Genomic DNA, 23361 nt, shown 5'->3' with positions numbered 1-23361 from the left:
ACAGAAGTAAAAATTGGGTGGGGTAAATGCAGCGCTGATAACTTTATGTATTGATGAGTTGTCAATGAAATCAACCGAGTATCGAGAAATGAGCTTTGCACACAATCCCTATGGATGGGAATGCTTCAAGCTGATTATTAAACAAATGACATTTTAGTTTTAAGGCACAGATTAATGATATTACCTGGTGATACAAAAATCGGCATTATTGGCCTGGGTTACGTCGGACTTCCTCTGGCGGTAGAGTTTGGGAAGAAGTTCGAGACGGTAGGTTTTGATATTAACAAAAGCCGGATTGATGAGCTTTCCGCAGGTCATGACAGTACTCTGGAGTGCAGTGATGCTGAACTGGCAGAGGCTCCATTATTATCCTATACCTCTGAACTTCAGGACTTAGGTCAGTGTAATGTCTATATTGTTACCGTCCCCACTCCTATCGATGATCATAAGCAGCCTGATTTGACTCCTCTCATCAAGGCTTCTGAAGCTCTGGGTAGTATTGTATCTAAGGGCGATATCATTATTTATGAATCAACAGTTTACCCTGGTGCAACTGAAGAAGACTGCATTCCGGTTGTTGAGAAGGCGTCGGGTTTGATTTTTAACCGTGATTTCTTTGCCGGCTATTCTCCGGAGCGTATAAATCCCGGAGATAAAGAGCATCGTGTCACAACTATCCTTAAGGTGACCAGTGGTTCGACTCCGGAAGTAGCTGAGTTTGTTGATAAGCTCTATCAGTCGATTATCATCGCTGGTACTCACAAAGCTTCCTCTATAAAGGTGGCAGAAGCCGCTAAAGTGATCGAAAACACTCAGCGGGATGTCAATATTGCACTGATCAATGAGCTTTCTATCATCTTCAATAAGCTTGGTATCGATACGCTGGAAGTGCTGGAAGCGGCAGGTACAAAGTGGAACTTCTTACCATTCCGCCCGGGTCTGGTTGGGGGGCACTGTATCGGTGTTGACCCATATTACCTGACACACAAAGCGCAGTCGCTGGGCTACCATCCTGAAATGATCCTCGCGGGCCGTCGTCTGAATGATGGTATGGGACAGTATGTGGTTTCTCAACTGGTGAAAAAAATGCTGAAAAAACGCATTCATGTTGAGGGAGCAAATGTGCTGGTGATGGGGCTGACGTTTAAAGAAAACTGTCCGGATCTGAGAAACACCAGGGTCATCGATATTATTTCAGAGCTGAAAGAGTACAACATCAATGTCGATGTGATGGATCCATGGTGCTCCGGAGAGGAGGCGCATGAAGAGTATGGGTTGACTCTGTGTGATGAGGAGAAGCCAGGCTTCTATGATGCCATTATCATGGCGGTTTCTCATGATGAGTTTAAGCAGTTAGGTGCGGAAAAAATCAAGTCGTACGGTAAGCCTGAACACGTGCTTTATGATCTGAAATATGTGCTGGCAAAAGACGATGTAGATATGCGCCTGTAATCCAGTTTGTCAGTTTATGGAATTTATTATGTCAAAATATCAAGATGTCCAGCAGCAGTTGCAACAACAGCCAAAAACCTGGCTGGTAACGGGAGTGGCTGGTTTTATAGGCTCCAATCTTCTGGAAACTTTGTTGAAGCTGGGCCAGAAAGTGATCGGGCTGGATAACTTTGCAACGGGTCACCAGTACAACCTGGATGAGGTTAAGCGTCAGGTTACAGAGGAGCAGTGGTCCCGTTTTTCGTTTACTGAAGGCGATATCCGCGATTACTCAACCTGCCAGCAGGTGGTTGCAGGGGTTGATTATGTTCTTCATCAGGCTGCGCTCGGCTCTGTGCCTCGTTCAATTGCTGATCCCCTGACATCAAATGCGGCAAATATTACGGGTTTTCTCAATATGCTGAATGCTTCTAAAGAAGAGGGAGTCAGTAGCTTCACTTATGCAGCCAGCAGTTCTACCTATGGTGATCATCCCGCGCTTCCTAAAGTGGAGGAGAACATTGGCAGTCCTCTTTCCCCTTATGCGGTGACCAAGTATGTGAATGAGCTGTACGCTGGTGTATATGCCCGTACATACGGCTTCAAGTCAATTGGTCTTCGTTACTTCAATGTATTTGGCCAGCGGCAGGACCCAAATGGAGCCTATGCCGCGGTGATACCTAAGTGGACAGCGGCGATGATTGAGGGAGAAGTCGTTAAGATTAACGGTGATGGCGAAACCAGCCGGGACTTTTGCTTTATCGAAAATGTTGTACAGATGAACATACTGGCGGCAACCGCTGATGAAGCGGGTAAAGACGAGGTCTATAATGTTGCTGTTGGTGACCGTACGACCCTGAATGAGTTGCATGGTTTAATTAAACATGCTCTTGCTCAGAATGACATCGTTGTTTCTCATGAGCCCGTGTACCAGGACTTTAGAGCTGGCGATGTAAGGCATTCTCAGGCTGACATTAATAAAGCAAAGAGCAAGTTAGGTTACGAGCCGTCTCACAATATCCAGTCGGGTATTAGTAAGGCGATGCCGTGGTACAAGGCTTTCCTTTCGCGTTAACAGGTATTTGGTTTTAAAACAGTGGAGCATCAGGAAGTGACTACATCTCCCCTTGTCATAACTGGCTTCACTGTAGTTGTTGAAGAGATTTCTCATGTTAAATAACAAAGTAGTGTTGATCACCGGCGGAACAGGATCATTTGGAAAGCAGTTTGTAAAAACGATTCTGGAGCGCTATTCAAAAGTTAAAAAAATTATCATTTTCTCCAGAGATGAGTTGAAGCAGTTCGAGCTGAAGCAGCAGTATCCTGAAAGAGACTATCCGCAACTGCGTTTTTTTATCGGTGATGTGCGAGATCAACAGCGTATGGTTCAGGCTTGTGAAGGTGTGGATATTATTATTCATGCGGCTGCGATCAAGCAGGTCGACACTGCCGAGTATAACCCGACAGAGTGCATTCGGACTAACGTTACAGGTGCTGAGAACGTCATTCATGCAGCACTGCAGTGTGGTGTGAAAGATGTTGTTGCACTTTCAACTGATAAAGCATGTGCCCCAATCAACCTTTATGGTGCAACTAAGCTGGCATCTGACAAGCTGTTTACTGCGGCAAATAACATTAAGGGCTCAAAAGATGTGCGCTTTAGTGTTGTCCGGTATGGAAATGTAATGGGCTCCCGGGGGTCGGTGATTCCATTTTTCATTAAGAAAAAAGAAGATGGTGTGTTGCCGGTTACTCACGCAGAGATGACCCGGTTTAATATTTCGCTTCAGGATGGTGTGAACATGGTGATGTACGCACTGGAAAACCATCTTGGTGGTGAGATTTTCGTTCCTAAGATCCCTTCTTATAAAATCCTTGATGTAGCAACAGCCGTTGCTCCTGAGTGTAAAGTTGAAGTCGTTGGTATTCGTCCGGGTGAGAAGCTTCATGAAGAGATGATCACTGATACGGATTCCCTGAATACTATCGATTTGGGTAAGTATTACGCCATTCTTCCGTCCGTGTCTTTTACGTATACAGAAGATGAATACCTCAGTCATCATAAAGCCAGCAAAGTACCATTTGGTTTTAAGTATAACTCTGGTACGAACACTGAATGGGAAAGCGTTGAGAGTCTGCGGGCGCTTATTAAAGAACACGTTGATCCTAATTTTACAGTGTGAGTAAGTCAGTGATCCCATACGGAAAACAAGATATCTCGGAACAGGATATCAAAGCAGTTATGGAAGTCCTTCAATCGGACTTTCTTACGCAGGGACCACAAGTTCCCGCTTTTGAAAATGCTTTGATTGAGCATACCGGAGCCAGATATGCGCTGGCCGTAAATAGTGCGACTTCTGCATTGCATATAGCCTGCCTGGCATTAGGATTAGGAAAAGGAGACTGGTTGTGGACTTCACCAGTCACCTTTGTCGCATCTGCAAACTGCGGTCTGTATTGTGGAGCCAGTATCGATTTCGTTGATATTGACCCAGATACTTACAATATGTGCCCGGAAAAATTGGAGCAGAAGCTGATTACCGCGAAGGCGAACGGAAAGCTGCCAAAAGTTGTTGTTCCTGTGCACCTTTGTGGTCAGCCTTGCGATATGGCTGCAATTAGCCGGCTGGCAAAAGAGTATGGCTTTAAAGTGATTGAAGACGCTTCACATGCGATTGGCGGTAAGTATCGTGATGTGCCAGTTGGTCATTGTCAGTACTCAGATATTACGGTATTCAGCTTTCACCCGGTTAAAATTGTCACTACAGCTGAGGGCGGTGCCGCACTTACAAATGACAAAGCACTGGCTGACAAAATGGCTCTGTTAAGAAGCCATGGTGTTACCCGGGATGAGTCTTTAATGCAGGGCGAAAGCCATGGAGGCTGGTATTATCAGCAGGTTGATCTTGGCTTTAACTACCGTATGACTGAGCTTCAGGCCGCGCTGGGTGTTAGTCAGATGAAGCGCCTGAATCAGTTTGTTGACGCCAGACATAAACTGGCCAAACGTTATAATGAACTGCTGAAAGGTTTGCCGCTGACATTGCCGTATCAGCTTGAAAATACTTATTCAGGTTTGCACCTTTACGTCATTCGTTTGAAGCTGGATGAAATCTCGCTGACCCATAAAGAAGTGTTCGATGCACTCAGGGGTGGTGGGGTTGGAGTAAATCTGCACTATATTCCCGTTCATACCCAGCCTTACTATCAGGCGATGGGCTTTAAGCCTGGCGATTTTCCGGAAGCTGAGCGTTACTATGCTGAAGCGATATCTTTACCGATGTATCATCTGTTGTCAGAAGATGAACAGAATTATGTTGTTGATACTCTCAAGAGTATTTTAATGAAATAAATATCCGGCCTCATAATACTAGTGCCTTCGCTAACTTATGTTGAAAGTCTATCTATGTATGAAGAGGTATATTCACGTGATGAGTTTTTAAGTTTATCGGTAATATGGTTATGAAGATAGCGTTAGGAACAGTACAGTTTGGGTTACCTTACGGTATGGCAAGTGGTTTTAACCAGGTGCCCGAGAAATCAGTCAAAGAAATAATGAGACTAGCCCACAAGGCAGGCATTAAAACGATTGATACCGCAACAACTTATGGGAATTGTGACAAAGTTCTGGGTAAAGTCGGTGAGTTATCAGAGTTTGATATTATAACTAAGCTGGCCCCTTTATCTATGTTTGAGGGCTGTTTAGCCGAACAAATGAATGCGGTAGAGCAAAACTTTCGTCAATCACTCGTTAATATGGGGGTTGATTCCGTTGATTGTCTAATGGTTCATCATAGCCGGGACTTGTTCGATGGGGATTCCCAATCTTACATAAACTTATTGAAAAGGCTAAAAGATACTGGACTGACCCAGCGGATAGGTGCGTCTGTTTATTCCGCCGATGAAGTTGATGAGTTGTTAAAACTAGAAATATCAATTGATGTCATTCAACTTCCTGCGAGTATAGCAGATGACAGACTTGAGCGAGCAGGTGTCTTAAAAAGGTTAAAAGATAAAGGAATAGAGGTTCACGTACGGTCGATTTTTCTTCAGGGTACATTGTTGATGAATACGGACGAGATACCTGACTCAATGGCAGGAATTAGGGACTTCGTACTTTCTCTTGATAAAGCTTGCACATCAGCGCAAATCAGTCGGCTCCATGCTTGTGTGGCTTGGGGTTTAAACAACCCATATATTGATAAGCTGGTGATAGGAGTTAACAGTGCCAGTAACCTGGAAGAGATCATACATTCGGTATCTTTATTTAATCAAAATGGGCTTACGTTGTGCGATGACCTGCCTCGTGTGCCAACAAAACTACTAAATCCATCTAATTGGTGAGGACTGTTATGTCTAATAATATGAACCTGTACGCGCGTTCTGAAGAAATGCTGGTTGCTGCTGAGCAATTAATTCCACTTGGTAGTCAAACCTTTAGTAAGAGTGTTACTCAGTATCCTCTGGGTGTCTCTCCCTTTTTTGCCGCTTCGGGCAAGGGGGCTGAACTCACTGATGTAGATGGTAATGTATTTGTTGATTTTGTAAGTGCTTTGGGAGCGATAACTTTAGGTTACAGTGACAGTGACGTAAATAATGCAATAGCAAATCAACTGGAGCTTGGTAGTATTTTTACTCTTTCCAATGAACTGGAAATGAAAGTTGCAGAAAAAATCGTTTCGATGGTTCCGTGTGCGGAAAAGGTTCGTTTTGGGAAGAATGGATCTGATGCGACTGCTGCTTGCGTAAGACTTGCTCGTGCATATACAAAACGTGAAGTTGTATTGGTGGGGGGCTACCATGGCTGGCAGGATTGGTATATTGGAAGCACTCCAAAAAGCCTGGGTGTACCAGAAAGTACGAAAGAGCTGACTAAAAGCTTCGTGTTCAATGATTTGAATTCAGTCCGGAAGCTGCTGGAAGACAACGCTGGGAATGTGGCTGCTGTTGTGCTGGAGGCTGTCTCGGTCGAGGAACCAAACCCTGGATATCTGCAAGAACTAAAAAAACTAACGTCAGAGCACGGTGCACTCCTTGTTTTTGACGAAGTGGTCTCAGGCTTCAGGCATGCAAACGGTGGTGCTCAGGAGTTGTATGGTGTTACCCCCGATTTGGTTGCTTTAGGTAAAGGCTTATCAAATGGAATGCCGTTATCTGCAGTGGCAGGTAAGCGTGAGATTATGGATTTGTTTGATGAAGTGTATTTTTCATTTACATACGGTGGTGAAACACTATCACTTGCAGCTGCTCTTGCATCGCTTGAGAAGCTGGAGCATGAGAACGTAGTAGAGCATCTTCGAGAGATTGGAACATCCTTAATGGAACGATTGAATGAAGAAATAAAAAAATACGAACTAGGCCATCTATTCGCTGTATCTGGTAACCCTGTGCTATCTTTTTTCATTATTAAAGAAAATGAAATATTTGATAGAGATATTCTCAAGACTCTGTTTTTACAAACAATGATGGATAATGGGGTGTTGACGTTGGGGTCTCATGTGATTAATTTCAGTCATACGCATGAGCATGTAGATAAGTTAATCTCAGCCTATCAAAAGTTATTTGATCTTATCGTGAAAAGCGATACGGAAGCATTACTTCAGGACCAGCTTCGCTGTGATGTATTGCGACCACTTTTTAAAGTCAGAAAGTAAATATAATTGTGATAATTATTCGAGCAGAATTTTCCTCAAAAAGTGGTTTTGGGCATGTATCCAGGTGCCTCACATTGTACAGTGAGTTAAAAGCCAGAAATGTGAGTGCTAAATTCGCTGTTCCAGCAGTGCTTACCCAAAGGCTGGTAAGTGCCGGTTTAAGAAAAGACGAATTAATTGAACTGGACTTTGGTAGCATAGAAGAGGAACTTGCAGTCTATCCTGATAATGCTATTTTGATACTTGATCTCTTCTCTTCAGAACGGTTATCAGCTGGTTTTAATGAGTTAGAGTATTATGTCAGAACAGCAAAGTCTATGGGATTTACTACAGTAGCACTTGACGGATTCGGCGAGGACTCTTTCAGTGCTCGCTCGTCTGAATATATCGATGTTCTAATCCAGCCTTATTATGGAGCGGAAAAGCTTCCGAAGCCAAACACCGCATTGGCCATAAGGGGGGGGGAGTATGCATTGGTTGGTCGTGAGTACTACCAACTGAAGTCGAGTAAATTTGTAGAGTCATCCTCCGAAAATAACATATTGGTATCGTTTGGTGCTGCTGATCCTCAAGGTTATACCGCAAAGCTTGTAAATGTTCTTTCTCAAATTAATTTGAAAAATTATAAAGTCACAGTGGTTATTGGTCCCGACTTTGATAAAGAAATGGTTAAGGAAGTTGAGTTTCTTGGTAGTAAAATAGATAGTTTATCATTGATATACTCACCTAAAAACCTATTAAGTTTGTTAGAAAAAGCTCATGTCTTAATTACAGGCTCAGGGATGTCAAGGTATGAAGCTATTGTAGCAGGTGTACCTGTTATCTTTGGCGCTATAATTGATGATCATATTCCTTCAAGTTTGTTCTTTGAAGAGCAGACGAATTCTAAATATATGGGATCGCTTTCAACGACTAGTGATAGTGAGCTGAAAGCTATCTTGACAGATATACTTGTGAAAAACTTTGAAAAATTCATTGATAGTGATAACGATAGAACGTTGATGCCTGAAGGTGTTTCGCTAATATGTGATGATCTATTGGATTTTTTAAGGAGTGGTAATGAAGATAAATAATAGATTAATAGGTCCTGAAGCTGCGCCATATATTATTGCTGAAATATCAGGAAATCATAATGGTTGTATCGAAAGAGCCAAGGAACTAATCAAAATAGCCCATGATTCTGGTGCTGATGCCGTTAAGTTTCAAACGTATGACGCTGATTCTTTAACATTAGATTCTGATAACCCGGAGTTTATCATTAAGGGTGGGGCTTGGTCTGGGCATCGCCTATATGATCTGTATAAGCAGGTAGAAACACCATGGTCATGGTTCGGTGAACTTTTTGAATATGCAGACTCTATTGGTATTACAGCTTTTAGTACGCCATTCTGCAAAAGAAGCTTCGAGTTGCTGGAAAGCCTTAATGCTCCCGCTTACAAGATAGCTTCGAACGAACTTACTGATTGGCCTTTGGTTAAGTTGGTCGCTCGTTCTGGTAAACCAGTTATTATTTCTACGGGAACATCGAGTAAAGCGGAAATTGGTAAAACTGTAGAGTTTATGCGAAAAAATGGTTGCAAAGACTTAGTCGTTTTGCATTGCATCTCTGCTTACCCGGCTGAAGCGAAAGACAGCAACCTCAGGACTATGATTGATATCCGAGATACATTTAATGTTTCAGTTGGCTTATCAGATCATACAATGGGGACTACCACCTCTGTATCAGCAGTAGCACTGGGGGCTTCGGTAATAGAAAAACACTTTACGAAGTCAAGGGATGATGGTGGGGTTGACTCTCATTTTTCACTCGAACCTGATGAATTATCTACTCTTGTAAGAGAGGTCAAAAACGCGTGGTGTTCTCTTGGTACAGTCAAATACGGCAACGAGCATGATTTAACTAATAGAGGAATATTTTTACGCCAATTATGGACCTTTCAAGACATCAAACCCGGTGATGCATTTACTGCGGAGAATGTTCGTACAGCCAGAGGCCCTGCTTCGTCGGGAGCGCTTTCCCCAATGAATTATGAAGAGTTATTCACTAAGAGATCAAATCGGCATATAGCGAAAAATCAACCATTGTTGCCGAGCGACCTGAAGGACTGATTTTATGAATAAAGAGCTAATTATTTTTGGTAATGGTGAGATTGCTGAGTTAGCAAAAATGTATTTTGAGTTTGATACAGAATATGTAATTGCTGGCTTTGTTGTTGATGATGAAAGCAAGGTGTCAGATGAGTTTTGTGGCGTTCCACTGGTGGGGATTTCAGAGGTTGAAGAGAAATTCCCTACAGATAAGTACGTTGCTCATGTTGCATTATCATATAAAAAACTTAACGATGTTAGGAAAGAGAAATACTTATTGTTCAAGTCGATGGGATATCAATTAGTTTCTTATATTTCATCCAAATGTACCATCATCGGTAATGTGAAAATTGGTGATAACTGCTTCATTTTGGAAGATCAAACAATACAGAATGGTGTGGAAATAGGTGATAATGTTGTACTTTGGTCCGGAAACCACATTGGACATGAAAGTAGAATATCTAACCATGTTTATTTAGCATCACATGTTGTTATTTCTGGTCATTGTGAGATTGGAGAAAAATGTTTCTTCGGCGTAAATAGTGCTACGAAGGATTTCTTGAAAATCGGGGAAGGGTGTTTTATTGGAATGGGTGCAAATGTTACCCGCGATTTAACACCGGGTAGTGTCGTTTTAGACAACCCATCCAAAGTGTTGGCCGCAGAAGACAGAGTTGCTCGAACAATTAAAAAGAAATATTTCGGAGTTTAAACATCGTGCATTTTCCTAGAATTAAATGGCGCAAGCTAGGCCTTGTAATTACGCCAGACCAAGAACTACCATCGCAAAGATCTCATGCAATGCTTCCAACACCATTGAAGCTATCTGAAACTCGTTACCGAATATATTTTGGAAGCAGAAATGATCATAACCAGTCGAATGTACACTATGCTGAAATTGATCTTCGCGATCCATCTCGCGTCTTGGAAAGATCGGTTCAACCGGTATTAACTCCGGGACGTCTAGGAACGTTTGATGATAATGGGGTACTACCCTCGTGTGTTCTAACGCAAGAAGATTCGCTTTGGATGTATCATATTGGTTTCAAACCTGGCGGAACAACCAGAATGGATCTTTTTGGCGGCCTATGTTCTAGCAATGATGGTGGATCAGCTTTCACACGTTGGTCGGAGGCACCAATCATTGAAAGAAACAGGGTTAATCCCTTCATTAATACAGCCCCTTGGGTGGTTCCGTGGAAAGATGGATACCGTATGTATTATGTGGCTGGTGTGGAGTGGAAACACGCTGATCTTCCTCGTTACAATATACAAACGGCCTTTTCAAAGAACATGTTTGATTGGGAACGCCAAGGGGATGTTGCTATAGATTTTGCTCCAGGAGAGAATGCTTTGGCTCGCCCTTATGTAATTAATGATGGCGGCATTTTACGAATGTGGTTTTCTTCCAAAGGAGATCATTACATCCCTCAGTATGCTGAGTCAGAAGATGGCATCAATTGGGTGAGAGATCCTGAAGGTGCTGGACTATTGCCGGGTAATGAAACCGGATATGATGATGATATGGTATGCTACCCTGTTGTATTGAAATTGGGCGACCAACATATTGCTTTCTATAATGGAAACAATTATGGCGAGCACGGTATTTGTGTTGCAGTGCAGGACAATTAGTCATGGATAAAACCAATAAAACTGTTGCCATTATGCAACCAACATATTTGCCTTGGGTCGGTTATTTTAATCTAATCGCTAACGTAGATGAGTTTGTTTTTCTTGACTCAGTTCAATTTAATAAGAGATCTTGGCAGCAGAGAAATAAGATTGAGGGCAACTCTAAAGAGAAGTGGTTGACCGTCCCTGTTACTTTGGTTGATGGTCAAAAGACTAAAATAAGAGATGTTCTTTTAGCTGAAAAGGCTGCTGTAGTATCACATTTAAACCTTATAAAGGATCGATATAGCCGTTCACCTTACCTGGATGATGTATTGAGTATTATCGAGCCCATATATAAATCCTTGCCAGATGATTTATGCAGTCTAAATATACGTATAATAATGGCGTTCTGTGAGGCTTTATCCATTGATACTAAGTTTTCATACTCGAGTTCACTGAGTTTGAACTCATCTAAAGGAGAGCTGATTTATAGTATTGCTGAGGCTGTCGATGCTACTACTTATTTATCAGCGCCGGGCTCCAAGGGTTACCTGGAGGAGTCTGAAGTCTTCAAGTCTTCGCCTATCAATCTTCGGTATTTTGAGCAAAAGCCTCTCGAGTATCCGCAAGAAAATGGGGAATTTACCCCATATTTGTCAATTGTTGACCTAATTGCGAATGTTGGTATAGATGCAGCTAAGGATAACTTGAGAATGGAGGTTTTATGAAACGTTTAGCCGTTATACCCGCGAGAGGCGGTTCCAAACGAATTCCTAAGAAAAATATAAGACATTTCAATGGAAAGCCAATAATCCAGTATTCTATTGATGCCGCACTTAAGTCTGGTGTGTTTGATAAGGTTGTCGTATCGACGGATGATCAAGAGATAGCAGAAATTGCAAAGGCCTGTGGGGCTGACGTGCCATTTTTACGCCCTGCTGAGCTGGCTGGAGATTGGATCGGTGTCTTTCCGGTCCTGGAGCATGCTTACAAGGACTATTGCTCAAGAGGAGAGGAGTTTGATCAGGTATGGCTTGTATCCGCGTGCGCACCTCTTTTGCAATCTTCACATCTTTTAGAGGCGGCTCATACCTTTGACTCTTGTAAAAGTAGTGCTTTACTGGCCGTAGGTGAGTTTCCCGCTCCGGCGGAGTGGGCATTTTCTATGGAGAGTGGCGAACTTTTGCAACCTAAAACTCCAGGGGCATTCTCAACTCGCTCACAAGACTTAAAGCCATCTTATTTTGACACAGGTACTTTCTCCGCGTTTAGTGCTGAGCGCATCAGAGGAGAAACAAGTGACTCAGGCGACCTTGGTTTCTCGGGATTTGTGTTGCCTAAAGAATACTGTGTTGATATTGACAATATGCAGGATTGGAATTTTGCTGAGTTCCTTTACGAAGTTCTCCAGTCTAAAAAAGATAGCCTACCGAGCGAATATTAACTCGAAACTCATAGGTGACGATATCGACATCTGTTGTTTGTTCTGGTTGCGTAAGTTTGAACTGTATCTGCTCTCATAGGACTGTGTCGGGCAGATACAGACGTGGTTATATTAACTTGCTGACTTGTAGATAGTTAGCATTTGGGTAATGCTCTTAACTTCTTTGAGTTAATATAATAACCTAAAAACTATATAGCACCGATTTCTTGGTATATCCAAGTTAATCTCAGAAAGGTAGTGAAAATTGAAAAGTTTTGCTTCAATTTTAGATGAAATAAGTAAATATGCAAGTAAAGACATTGTTCCTGAAGTTTATGACGGTAGTGGGGATGAGTGGAATCGCGTGCTAGATGATTCTTCTATTCCTTCACCACACTATAATTGGGGCAATATTGTATATCAGGATGCATATTTTAGTGCGAAATTTGAATATCAGAATCTGCCTATTATATTCTACACTAAAGGTAAGCCGATAGCTGTATTTCCACTTGCCATATTGAGTCAAAATGGTGAAGGGAAAATTGTCTCAAATGGTGGGCCTATTTATCAGCCGCTACTTGTACAGAATGCGTCAGACAAAGAAGAGAAGACCGTTATTAGGGTTTGTGAGGAAATACTGAGTGACCTTTCTAAGTGCTTAGGCGTGGAAGCAAACGAGTATCAAGTCACGACATCATCTAAAGGTCTTTCAATGTGGGGGGCTGGCCTTGTGCAAACTGGTAGTGTTCTTCGTGTGGGCCAACAATTTGATGTGAATTTGAACAAATCACTTGATCAAATTAAGAGTAATTTCAGGAAAAGTTACAAGCCGCTTATCAACAAAGGTCTGAAAAAGTGGGCGGTTGATGTTATTGAGGAAAGCAACTCGGACGTACTCTGGGAGTACAAAAAGCTGCATGTTGCTGTGGCAGGAAGAGAGACACGTTGTATAGAGTCTTGGCAAAAACAATTGGATATGCTCAATAAAGGTGAAGCTTTTCTGGTGACGCTTAGAGATGACAGTAATGAGTTGGTGGGAGCAGGGTTCTTTATGTACAATTCCCAGTGTGGAACGTATGGTAGCGCCGCATATCGCCGGGACTTATTTTCTGAGCCATTAGGGCATGTTGTTCAATATAAAGCGATTGAACTAATGTTGTCTAAACGCCTTAAGCGCTATGAAATAGGTATTGGCTTTTCTGAATACTATGGTTCTAGTGAAAAGGAGAGTTCAATCGCGAAGTTTAAATCTGGCTTTTGTAATGAAATTGGTGTAATTCTACACCTAAGAAAGTAATTAATTAGTGATTTTCATTACTAACAAACTATTATAACCCTACAAGGTAGGTGTTGGAATAAATCTGCTTGCGAATCTAAAGAAATGAATAAAAATGTATTAATCCTCCAACAAAGAAAATGGGCTTTAAATATAGGTTTACCCTTGACAGATAAACTATTGTCTGAAGGGTTCAAAGTCTCTGCACTAACGTTGAAAAAAAGCACTCATGATGTAATAAAAAACAATCATAAGGATAAGTTTAGCTACATATTTGGCCATGATGACGTAATGGAGAATCCTAAGGAATACTTAAGTCGTGAAGTTACATTGGCTGAAGTATGTGAGGCGTTAGGCGTTGATTCGATATGGCCTTTAGTAAACTCTTTGCGCAACCACGTGCGTAACTATGGCCAGAAGTATTACTACGGATTCAAGCAAAATTGTAGTGATGAAGAGATTATAACCTATGTAAAAGCATTGTTTTTGTTTTGTTGTGACATCTTGGATAAGGTTAAACCGGATATTATTATTGCACCCAACTTTGTAGCATTGCCTCATATCATGCTTAACCTCCTAGGAAAGAAGCAAGGAATTCCGATGCAAGGGGTTACGGATTGTAAGGTGCGAGGTTATCATATTTTTGCTTATTCTTATCTTGACGATGATTGTGAGTTCATTGATAGGTACAATGCATTAGAGAGCGGAAAGGTAGAGTCACAAAATATCTCCAAGGCTCGTAATTATTTGGAAGAGAATCGTCAAAAACTATCTCAACCTGTTTACATGGCAAAAAATACAGTAGTTGCGAGTAATAAGCAGACACTAATATCATTCTTGAAAATGACAAAGTCTGTAGCTCGACGTATTCTGAAGGGCAATGTGAACGTTATTGAAACATTGGGTATTACTATAGACAATAAACCTGCAAAAATCTTGTTCAGAGACTTTATTCAGCGCGAAGTTAATATCCGTAAGAGTATTAGCCGATGTTACTATAAATTGGAGGACTTAGACAATGTTGTTTATTTTCCGCTTCAGTTTCAGCCTGAAGCTTCAATCGATGTTGCGGCTCCAGTTTTCTCCAATCAGCTAGATGCAATTCGACAGGTTGCAATGGCCCTGCCTGATGATTTCACGCTAGTGGTTAAAGATCACCCGGCGGCTTTAGGTTTTAGAAGTCACAAGTTGCTCGATAAGATCTACCATATCCCTAATGTGAAATTAGTCCGATGGGATACACCTTCAGAAGAGGTCCTTAAAAAGAGTAAACTAGTGGTCAGCCCAAATAGTACGACTTTAATGGAAGCGGCTATTTATCGGATTCCAGCTATTCAACTTGGTGGCTTGGGAACAACAATGGCTTTGCCGAATACTCATCACTACACGGATATGGGGCAATTGTCATTGAAAATTAAATCACTCCTTAATGAATTTTCGACTCTCGATGAAGAAAAGTATGACGCGAGTTTAGTTAATTTTATAGCATCTGCTTATGATACAGGGTGGGATTATAATTACGTAGATGCTTGGGAGAATGATAAAAAAGATCCAAGAGGCATCTTGAACTCTATATATTTAAACGAAATAAATCGAAAGCTTAATGAAAAAAGTAATTAGAGTTGCATGGTTAGGGCATGCAAATTTTGGCGATGACCTAATGAGTCATGTTGTGGATAAATGGCTCGAAGATCGTTTTGGCATAGTTGAAAACATGGTTATGTGTGAAGGGGCTGTAAGGAATGTCGGTTCACATAGTTCTATATATCCTGTTTCATGGTTGCCGAAACAAGTCAAAAAATTGTTCGCACTGCAGCAGGTTAAAAACAGTGAGCTCGTTGTGATTGGGGGAGGTTCGATCTTACATTCAGAACAAAGTATTCGCTGGAAGCAGGAAGTGGTCGATAGCGCTAGTCAGCGAGGTATTCCTGTTGTTGGCATTAACCTTTCTGTTGGTCCATTGAAAACAGATTTAGCCGAAAGTATGTGTGTTGATTTCTTGAACTCACTAGATGCTTTTTCACTTCGTGACAAGGCTTCGTTTGACTGGGCTGAGAAACATAATCTCAGCTCTAAGTATTTTGCGTCTACCGATTTGGCTGGCGCCTATATCGAGCAAGTTAACTCTCTGCTCTGGCAGAAAAAAAATGATGTTGTTGGTGTTAGTTTTGTTAGAACAGGTTCCTCACACCTGATCGAACGTAATAAAAACATACTAATCAACTTAGCTAAAAGGTATAAGCGAGTAAAACTCTTTAGTTTTTGTACAAGTCCCACTCTTGGTGACCAAAATATGAACTATGAGTTGGCTAAGGTTTCAGAAAACATTGAGGTCGTGGACTATCAAGAAACAATAGGTTTTACTCAAGAATTATCTGAATGTGGATTCTTTGTTGGTGAAAGGCTACACAGTATTATTTTGTCTTACCTATTAGATATTCCGTTTATTACATTGTCTTACCATAAGAAATGTTCAGATTTTTTGAAGCTGATTGGTTATGAGGAGAGCTTGTTTGAACATAATGAGAGTGAGGGAAATACTTTAGATGCCTTTATTGATATGTTAATGGAGCGAAAGCCCACAATGCCAACTAGTACATACATCGCTAAATCAAATAACAATAATAAGGTGCTTGACTGTGTATGAAGTAACCTGCATTATTCCCACGTGTGGTAGGGAAGATTTACTTCGCGAAGCAGTAGTAAGTGTGCTAAAGCAAGAAGGGAGTTTTGTCAACGAAGTCATTGTTGTCAACAACCATACCGACTTTATAGCGGAAGATGTTTTCAATGATATTGATTTAGGCAGGGTGGTGCGTGTAATTAACGCAGTACCATTCTGTGGGGTAAGTCAAGCAAGGAATATCGGAGCATCACTAGCATCGAACTCAATATTGGCTTTTTTAGATGATGACGATTTGTGGCCAAAAGATTATTTAGAACATGTTTTAAATAACTGGTCCCCTCAGGATAAAGTCTGCTTAACTCGTTTAGATAAGTATGTTGATGGTGTCGTTTCTCCTTATAAATCTATTTCTAGTGCTGATCTTTCTTTTCAAACATTGTTCATTAGAAATCCTGGAGTTACAGGAAGCAATATTTTCATAACTAAAGACTTGTTTTATGATGTTGGAGGTTTTGATGTAAAGCTAAAAACTTCAGAAGACAAAGATTTACTTATTAAAATTCTGGATCAAAAAAATGGTGTCCTGATACTAGATGATATTGGTGTCTACCACAGGGCATATGATGGAGAGAGGCTGACTAATTTTGATAGTATACTTGTAGGTATGGCTGACTTTTATAGGAAATACCGTAGTAGGTTTAGCTTGGCTATGACATTTGCCTATTTAAGAAAATTCAGCAAGATAAAGATAAAGAAAATTATTAAGACTATTTGATTATGTACAAAAATATTCTATCCTTGGTTTATGAAAGAAAGGCGTGGGCTACTATGCTTTTCCTTACTTTCTTTATATCTTCTTTGTTACAAGGCCTATCTCTATCTGTTATTGCACCGATGATTGAGTTATCGTCAAGTTCCTCTGATCCATCTACTAATTTAAGCAAGATTATAAGTGAAATGTTTCGCTTTATCTCAATGCCATTAACAGTATCATCGGTATTGCTCTTTGCTTTTGTAATTATGGCTAGTGCTTCGATGTTGTCGGTATATTCAAGTTGGATACAAAGCCAAATTAAATTTAATTTTGATGTTCATCAGAAGAGCCGGATATATCAGGCCTTGGCAAAAGTTAGCCCTAGTATGATGTCCAATCTTGACTTCGGTAACATATCGTATACGGTTCAAAATGATGCACGGCTGTCATCCAACTTACTGGATTACTTTGTAAAAAACGTTTCTTTAGTCCTCCAGGCGATAGTTTACTTGCTATTAATTCTTACTGTATCCTGGCAAATGACGTTATATACTGTTCTTTGCGGTGGTGCAGTCTATCTCTGCATTAAGAAAATCTACAGAACAGCCAAGAAAAATGGTAAGGCGATTGGTTCGATTAGTGATCTTCTTTATTCTAACTTAAATGTAATTCTCAACGGTTTCTCAAGTTTAAAAGTTTCCAATGCTTATGGGAAAATAATGGGTGAGCAAGATGAGCTTCACACTCGTTTTAAGGATACAAGTGTAAAATTATCAGTTGTTGAGGCGGCTCTGTCCAGTATATTTTATCCATTGGCACTACTGATAGTTATTACAGGTTATCATATCTTCGATTTTAACGTAGCTACCTTGTTTGTGTATGTGGCTGCAGTAATTAAGTTGTACACTTGTCTCCAGTCGATTCAAAATTTCCATTATAAAACTGTACTTCATTACGTTTCTATCCAGCGAGTGAACGGACTGATCAAGAAGATTGAGGCCTATCAATTACCTTCTTCTTCTCTTAAACCACCAGTGAAGTCTAAGTCTAATATCATAGAATTCGATGGTGTTAACTTCAGTTATAATGAAGGCAAGCCTGTGATTAATGACTTGTCTATCTCAATTGAAAAAGGCAAAAAGCTAGCGTTTGTCGGTGGTTCCGGGGCTGGTAAGTCAACGATCATTGATTTGATTTTGGGATTTGTGTTACCTCAGTCCGGCTCTATCCACTATGCGCCTCAAGTAGTTTCAAAAAATGGAATTGAGCAATTGTATGACCGACTAGGTTATGTGCCTCAGGAAGCGTTTATGATTAACGCTTCGGTTAAAGATAACATTTTATTTTTTCGTGATGCTGATGATGCAGAAGTCGAGGCTGCCTTGAAAGCGGCATTCGCGTGGGATTTTGTTCAGGAACTACCTGAGGGACTGGAAACAATAATAGGCGAAAGTGGAGCGCAGTTATCGGGTGGTCAACGGCAGCGCATTAGTATTGCCCGGGCCTTACTAAAGAACCCTGAGATACTTATTTTGGATGAAGCTACGAGCGCACTGGACAACGTTTCAGAAGCAAAGATAAAGCAAGCGATAGACCTACTCCACGAGACAACAGTCATCACTGTTGCACATCGATTATCTACGATAAAAGATTACGATAAGATCTTCGTTATCAAAGAAGGAGATGTTGATTCATATGGGACATTTGATGAGCTACTAGTGAATAGTCCAGAGTTTAGTAGTATTTATAACGCGAGTATAAGCGAGGCCAGTTAGTGGAAAGCTTTTTTTATCTATCACGATCGATAATACCCTCAAAAAATGCTAATAGTGTTCACGTCATGAAGATGTGTGATGAGTTTTCAAAATTGGGGTATGAGGTGACTTTAGTTGCTCGTTATGACAGAAATGTGCCGTTAGATAGTGTTCTAGAGCAGTATGGTTGCAACGAAAGCTTCTCAGTTTTTAATCCCTTGCCCAGAATTTTCTCAAAATTACCGGTAAGGCTTGCATTGTTTTTGTACTCATTGTTTTCTGCCATCTCAGTGTTTTCTGCCAGGCCTAAATTGGTGTTTGGTCGTGACATTATCCCATTATTACTTGTGGCTCTGTTTGATAGAAAGCGAAACGTTGTTATTGAGCTGCATAAACCTATTGGTGAGCTTCATCCTGTTATTAAGAAATCTATTGATACACTCTACAGGAAAAGACGAAACATTAAGTTTGTCGTCATTTCTGAAGCGTTGAAGAAACTGATTTTGTCAGAAGGCGTAGTCAATAGCGGCGATATCAAAGTATTCCATGATGGTGCTACCTTGCCGGAAGAGGAGCAGTTGAAAACAGTAGAATTGCGAGGTTGTCACGACTTTAATGTGGGGTACACTGGCCACTTGTATAATGGACGGGGCGTAGAGATTATTCTTGGTTTAGCTAATAGAAACCCAACTATTGGTTTTCATTTGGTTGGTGGTACCGATAGTGACATTCAACGTTGGAAGAACAAGTCAGATACCGAAAATGTCTATTTTTATGGACATCAGCCTAACTCATTAGTCGCAAGTTACCTTGACTCATTCGATGTTTTACTGGCTCCGTATCAGAAGGTAGTAAATGTGTCCGGTGGTGGTGGAAACACCGTTGATTACATGTCACCATTAAAGATCTTTGAATATATGGCTGCACAAAAGCCAATCGTTTGTTCTGATTTGCCAGTTCTTGGTGAGGTCCTCAACAGTAGTAACGCGCTTCTGGTAAACGAGAGTTCTGTTGAAGAGTGGCATAGTGGATTAAGCACGCTAATGCACGATCATGATTACGCCAGTGAAATAGCTTTGTGTGCTTACAACGACTTACTTAATAACTACACATGGGCTATCAGGGCAAGCGGAATTCGCGATTTTGTTTGTAGTTAAGTGACACAATCATAATTAGTTTATATGAGCGGCTGACATAAATGTGTTGAGCCGTTTTTTGTTTGCATTTAACTATTAAATGCCAGGGTTTATCATGAAAAAAATATTGCATGTCATTACTAACTTTACTTTGCCCGGTGGGGCGGAGAGCATGTTAATTCGTTTAGTAAGGGCCACTCCAAATGATGTAGAGCAAACAATAGTCTCATTGATGGGCGTTTCTCCTCAAATGGAAGAGCGTTTACCCGGGCATGTAAAGGTTGTTAGTCTGGGAGCTACCGGACCAGTTTCCATGCTGTTGACATCGTTTAAGCTGATGAGATACATGAAAAAGCACGATATTGCTTACGCCTGGATGTATCATGCGAATGCGATTGCAGCAATTTCCAGGTTGATTGCTGCGCGTAATACGCCTCTTGTTTGGGGGGTCAGGCACTCACTGGATGACTTCGAAGGTGAGAGCTTAAGTACTAAGATCGCGATATATATAGGAAAATTTTTAAACTTTTCCCCTGAGAGAGTTATCTATTGCTCCCGAAGAGCTATGTCACAGCACGAAGAATTTGGTTACAACCTGTCTTTCAAATCACGCTATATCCCTAACGGCTATGAGTTTTCGACTCCTGTAAATAGAACGAGCACTCATTTATCGAGTGTTCGCTTTGGCGCTGCCGGTCGCTATCATGACGCAAAAGATTATCCGACTTTGTTTAAAGCACTGTCGCCACTGCTCAAAACAAACCCGGGCTCTAAATTGTTACTGTGTGGTCACAATATGGACTCTTCCAACCCGGAACTCATCAAGTTGATACGAGATTCCGATATATGCTCCAGCCAGGTGGAACTGCTTGGGTTGGTTAAGGATATGAGTGATTTCTATCAGCAAGTGGATATTTTTGTGCTGAGCTCGAAAACCGAAGGTTTTCCTAACGTACTTGCAGAGGCGGTCGCTCATGGTTGCGCGGCATTCAGTACAGATGTGGGAGATGCTGAGATCATCTTAAATCAATCAAGCAGAATAACACCCGTTGGTGATGCGGGTAACCTGGCGAGTAACATCCAAAGCTACTTGCAATTACCTCTTTCAGCGCAAGATGAGGCCAATCGCGCGATGATAGAGCATGTGAGGTCGTCCTTTTCTATTGAAAGAATCGTTGAGGAGTACTTATCTGTCCTTGAGGTGTGAGAGTATAGAAGTAGTTACATTACACTGAGCGCCAGTTTTAAGGCTGTAAATCTAAATTTCTTTCTATCAGAGGGTATATGAACATTGTGGTAATAGGCGTTTTGCCTTCCTCTCTTGTCAATTTTCGTGGCGAACTTTTAAAACGGTTATCTGCACGCTTTAAAGTCACCGCCATGGGATCTGGCGCAACCGAGCCAGAAGTGCGTGAGATTGAAAAGCGCGCAACGCGCTATGTTGATTACAATGTTGCTCGAACAGGACTAAACCCTGTTTCTGACACCAAGACACTGTTAGAGCTCTTTCGTGTTTTTCGTCAGCGTCAGCCTGATATTATTCTGGCGTACACGATTAAGCCAATCGTATGGGGTGGTATCGCATCAAGGATGGCTGGGGCTGGGCGTTTTTATGCATTGGTTACGGGGCTGGGTTATGCCTTTCAGCCCGGCGGATTAGTCAAATCTTTGCTCAATTCAATCGTTAAGTTTCTGTATAAAGTCGCATTGAAAGGCGCGAAGGGGGTGATTTTTCAGAACAGCGATAATATGAAGGTCTTTATTGAGCAGGGAATAGTCCCTGAATCAAAGTGTCATGTAGTGAATGGTTCTGGTGTTGACTTATCTCACTTTAAAAAAGAGCCATTACAGGAAGGTGCCTGCTTCCTTTTGATTGCTCGTCTGCTGGGAGATAAGGGAATTCGCGAGTACGCTAAGGCCGCAAAAATCGTCAAACAGCGATATCCTGAAGCCGAGTTTAATTTAGTCGGACCAGAAGACCCTTCACCAGATGGTATTAAGATTGAAGAAGTCGAACATTGGCAGAAGGATGGCAGTATTACTTACTATGGACCAAGCAGCGATGTTAGGCCCTTTTTGAAACAGGCAAGTATTTTTGTGTTGCCCTCGTACCATGAAGGTATGCCGAGAACCGTCTTAGAAGCGATGGCAATGGGACGCCCGGTTCTGACGACTGATGTGCCTGGTTGTCGTCAAACTGTCGTTAATGGCGAAAATGGCTGGCTAGTTGAGAAAGCCAATGTAGACCAGTTGGTTGAACGAATGACTTGGTTTATTGAGCATCCGGATGAATGGAAAACAATGGGTGACAAAGGGTATCAAATGGCTATTGATAAGTTTGATGTTCATAATGTAAACAAAGCGTTATGTGAAATTATGGGGTTAGGGGAATGAAAAGGTTGTTTGATATCGTGGTCTCGTTGACTGCGCTTGTGCTCTTGTCACCCATTATTGCTTTGGTTGCTTATAAGATAAAAAACAATCTGGGCTCACCGGTGCTTTTTCGTCAGACACGCCCTGGTTTAAATGGTGAACCGTTCGAAATGGTTAAGTTTCGAAGCATGAGAGATGAAAAAGACGAGCAAGGCAATGTACTGCCTGATTCTGAGCGGATGACACCATTTGGAGACAAGTTACGAAACTCAAGTTTAGATGAGCTTCCTGAACTATGGAATGTACTGAAAGGTGACATGAGCCTTGTTGGCCCGCGACCTTTGCTGATGCAATACTTACCGCTCTACAACAAAGAACAGGCAAGGCGCCATGATGTACGCCCTGGTGTAACAGGCTGGGCGCAGATTAACGGTCGAAACGCCATCAGTTGGGATGAAAAATTTAAGCTCGATGTGTGGTATGTGGATAATCGCTCCCTTTGGCTTGATATTAAAATTCTGTTTTTGACCGTGAAGAAAGTGTTCATCAAAGAGGGGATTTCAGCGGATGGGCATGTCACGATAGAACCATTTAAAGGAAACGCTGATGACTAAGTGTGCCATTTTAGGAGCGAGTGGGCATGGTAAAGTCATCGCTGAGTTGGCGGAGCTGAATGGATATAAAGAGATCCATTTCTTCGATGATCGTTGGCCATGCCTGGCTAATGTTGAACACTGGCATGTCGGCGGAGATACTCAATCTCTGCTAGAAAGAGTGCAAGAGTATGATCTGGTTGTGGTGGCTATAGGGAACAATCGTACCCGTCTAATTAAGCTCAGAATGTTACAGCAAGTGGGGAGTACGCTTTCGCCTCTGATACACCCATCAGCAACCGTGAGTCGTTACGCAGAACTGGGTTATGGTACGGTCGTTATGGCCAATGCAGTGGTGAATCCTTTTGTTAAGGTGGGAGCCGGGTGTATCATCAACACTTCTTCTTCAGTGGATCATGACTGTATACTATCGGATGGAGTTCATGTTAGCCCTGGTTCAAACATTTCGGGTTCAGTTACAATCGGTGAAAATTCATGGATTGGAGTTGGCTCTCAGGTAAAACAGCTGATAACAATAGGCTCCGGTGCCACAATTGGTGCTGGCGCTACTGTTATTAACAATGTCGATGACGATGATGTTGTAGTAGGAACTCCCGCTCGCTCTCTTTTATAAAATAA

The 23361-nt window shown here is 41.6% G+C and carries 22 protein-coding genes; all 22 read left to right on the top strand.

Going from position 1 to position 23361, the window contains the following annotated elements; all coding sequences use genetic code 11:
• Positions 1–174 precede the first annotated feature (174 nt).
• The 22 genes from tviB to ACVB80_RS19050 all read left to right on the top strand — a co-directional run bounded on the left by tviB (position 175) and on the right by ACVB80_RS19050 (position 23356).
• Positions 175–1452: a Vi polysaccharide biosynthesis UDP-N-acetylglucosamine C-6 dehydrogenase TviB gene (gene tviB / locus ACVB80_RS19155; RefSeq protein WP_481082887.1), complete on the top strand. Its 1278-nt coding sequence runs from the start codon at positions 175–177 to the stop codon at positions 1450–1452.
• A gap of 28 nt (positions 1453–1480) precedes the next feature.
• Positions 1481–2506, top strand: a complete 1026-nt coding sequence (locus ACVB80_RS19150; protein WP_481082933.1) for an SDR family oxidoreductase — start codon at positions 1481–1483, stop codon at positions 2504–2506.
• Positions 2507–2600: 94 nt separating this feature from the next.
• On the top strand, positions 2601–3614 hold the full coding sequence (gene pseB, locus ACVB80_RS19145; protein ID WP_481082886.1) for a UDP-N-acetylglucosamine 4,6-dehydratase (inverting): 1014 nt from the start codon (positions 2601–2603) through the stop codon (positions 3612–3614).
• Positions 3611–4783 carry a UDP-4-amino-4,6-dideoxy-N-acetyl-beta-L-altrosamine transaminase gene (gene pseC, locus ACVB80_RS19140; RefSeq protein ID WP_481082885.1) on the top strand — a complete coding sequence of 391 codons (1173 nt, stop codon included), beginning with the start codon at positions 3611–3613 and terminating at the stop codon, positions 4781–4783. The genes pseB and pseC overlap by 4 nt, the downstream gene beginning before the upstream one ends.
• Before the next feature lie 110 nt (positions 4784–4893).
• Positions 4894–5775: an aldo/keto reductase gene (locus tag ACVB80_RS19135; RefSeq protein WP_481082884.1), complete on the top strand. Its 882-nt coding sequence runs from the start codon at positions 4894–4896 to the stop codon at positions 5773–5775.
• Between the two features lie 8 nt (positions 5776–5783).
• Positions 5784–7085 (top strand): aminotransferase class III-fold pyridoxal phosphate-dependent enzyme, encoded by a 1302-nt coding sequence (locus tag ACVB80_RS19130; RefSeq protein WP_481082883.1) that lies wholly within the window; start codon positions 5784–5786, stop codon positions 7083–7085.
• 74 nt (positions 7086–7159) lie between these two features.
• Entirely contained in the window at positions 7160–8158 is a 999-nt protein-coding gene (locus ACVB80_RS19125) for a hypothetical protein (RefSeq protein WP_481082882.1), read from the top strand.
• Positions 8145–9194: a pseudaminic acid synthase gene (pseI, locus tag ACVB80_RS19120; protein WP_481082881.1), complete on the top strand. Its 1050-nt coding sequence runs from the start codon at positions 8145–8147 to the stop codon at positions 9192–9194. The genes ACVB80_RS19125 and pseI overlap by 14 nt, the downstream gene beginning before the upstream one ends.
• A gap of 4 nt (positions 9195–9198) precedes the next feature.
• Positions 9199–9885: an acetyltransferase gene (locus tag ACVB80_RS19115; protein ID WP_481082880.1), complete on the top strand. Its 687-nt coding sequence runs from the start codon at positions 9199–9201 to the stop codon at positions 9883–9885.
• Between the two features lie 89 nt (positions 9886–9974).
• Complete coding sequence (locus tag ACVB80_RS19110; RefSeq protein ID WP_481082879.1) at positions 9975–10805, top strand: glycoside hydrolase family protein; 831 nt, start codon at positions 9975–9977, stop codon at positions 10803–10805.
• Between the two features lie 2 nt (positions 10806–10807).
• Positions 10808–11515: a WbqC family protein gene (locus ACVB80_RS19105; protein ID WP_481082878.1), complete on the top strand. Its 708-nt coding sequence runs from the start codon at positions 10808–10810 to the stop codon at positions 11513–11515.
• Positions 11512–12231 (top strand): pseudaminic acid cytidylyltransferase, encoded by a 720-nt coding sequence (pseF, locus tag ACVB80_RS19100; RefSeq protein WP_481082877.1) that lies wholly within the window; start codon positions 11512–11514, stop codon positions 12229–12231. Before ACVB80_RS19105 ends, pseF begins: the two co-directional genes overlap by 4 nt.
• A 244-nt stretch (positions 12232–12475) precedes the next feature.
• Positions 12476–13507 carry a hypothetical protein gene (locus ACVB80_RS19095; RefSeq protein WP_481082876.1) on the top strand — a complete coding sequence of 344 codons (1032 nt, stop codon included), beginning with the start codon at positions 12476–12478 and terminating at the stop codon, positions 13505–13507.
• 84 nt (positions 13508–13591) lie between these two features.
• Positions 13592–15106 (top strand): capsular polysaccharide export protein, LipB/KpsS family, encoded by a 1515-nt coding sequence (locus tag ACVB80_RS19090; protein ID WP_481082875.1) that lies wholly within the window; start codon positions 13592–13594, stop codon positions 15104–15106.
• A complete protein-coding gene (locus ACVB80_RS19085) occupies positions 15090–16133 on the top strand; it encodes a polysaccharide pyruvyl transferase family protein (protein WP_481082874.1) in 1044 nt (347 codons plus the stop codon). The genes ACVB80_RS19090 and ACVB80_RS19085 overlap by 17 nt, the downstream gene beginning before the upstream one ends.
• On the top strand, positions 16126–16887 hold the full coding sequence (locus tag ACVB80_RS19080) for a glycosyltransferase family 2 protein (RefSeq protein ID WP_481082873.1): 762 nt from the start codon (positions 16126–16128) through the stop codon (positions 16885–16887). Before ACVB80_RS19085 ends, ACVB80_RS19080 begins: the two co-directional genes overlap by 8 nt.
• 2 nt (positions 16888–16889) lie before the next feature.
• Positions 16890–18641, top strand: a complete 1752-nt coding sequence (locus ACVB80_RS19075; RefSeq protein ID WP_481082872.1) for an ABC transporter ATP-binding protein — start codon at positions 16890–16892, stop codon at positions 18639–18641.
• 65 nt (positions 18642–18706) lie between these two features.
• Positions 18707–19777, top strand: coding sequence for a glycosyltransferase (locus ACVB80_RS19070; RefSeq protein ID WP_481082871.1), 1071 nt, complete (start codon positions 18707–18709; stop codon positions 19775–19777).
• 94 nt (positions 19778–19871) lie between these two features.
• Positions 19872–20963: a glycosyltransferase gene (locus tag ACVB80_RS19065; protein ID WP_481082870.1), complete on the top strand. Its 1092-nt coding sequence runs from the start codon at positions 19872–19874 to the stop codon at positions 20961–20963.
• Positions 20964–21040: 77 nt separating this feature from the next.
• Positions 21041–22150: a glycosyltransferase family 4 protein gene (locus tag ACVB80_RS19060; protein WP_481082869.1), complete on the top strand. Its 1110-nt coding sequence runs from the start codon at positions 21041–21043 to the stop codon at positions 22148–22150.
• Positions 22147–22743 (top strand): sugar transferase, encoded by a 597-nt coding sequence (locus tag ACVB80_RS19055; RefSeq protein WP_481082868.1) that lies wholly within the window; start codon positions 22147–22149, stop codon positions 22741–22743. Before ACVB80_RS19060 ends, ACVB80_RS19055 begins: the two co-directional genes overlap by 4 nt.
• A complete protein-coding gene (locus ACVB80_RS19050) occupies positions 22736–23356 on the top strand; it encodes an acetyltransferase (protein ID WP_481082867.1) in 621 nt (206 codons plus the stop codon). The genes ACVB80_RS19055 and ACVB80_RS19050 overlap by 8 nt, the downstream gene beginning before the upstream one ends.
• Positions 23357–23361: the final 5 nt, after the last annotated feature.

It is taken from the genome of Vibrio sp. 9-16B-A1, assembly GCF_056726165.1.
This window is presented reverse-complemented; position numbering and strand designations above follow the sequence as displayed.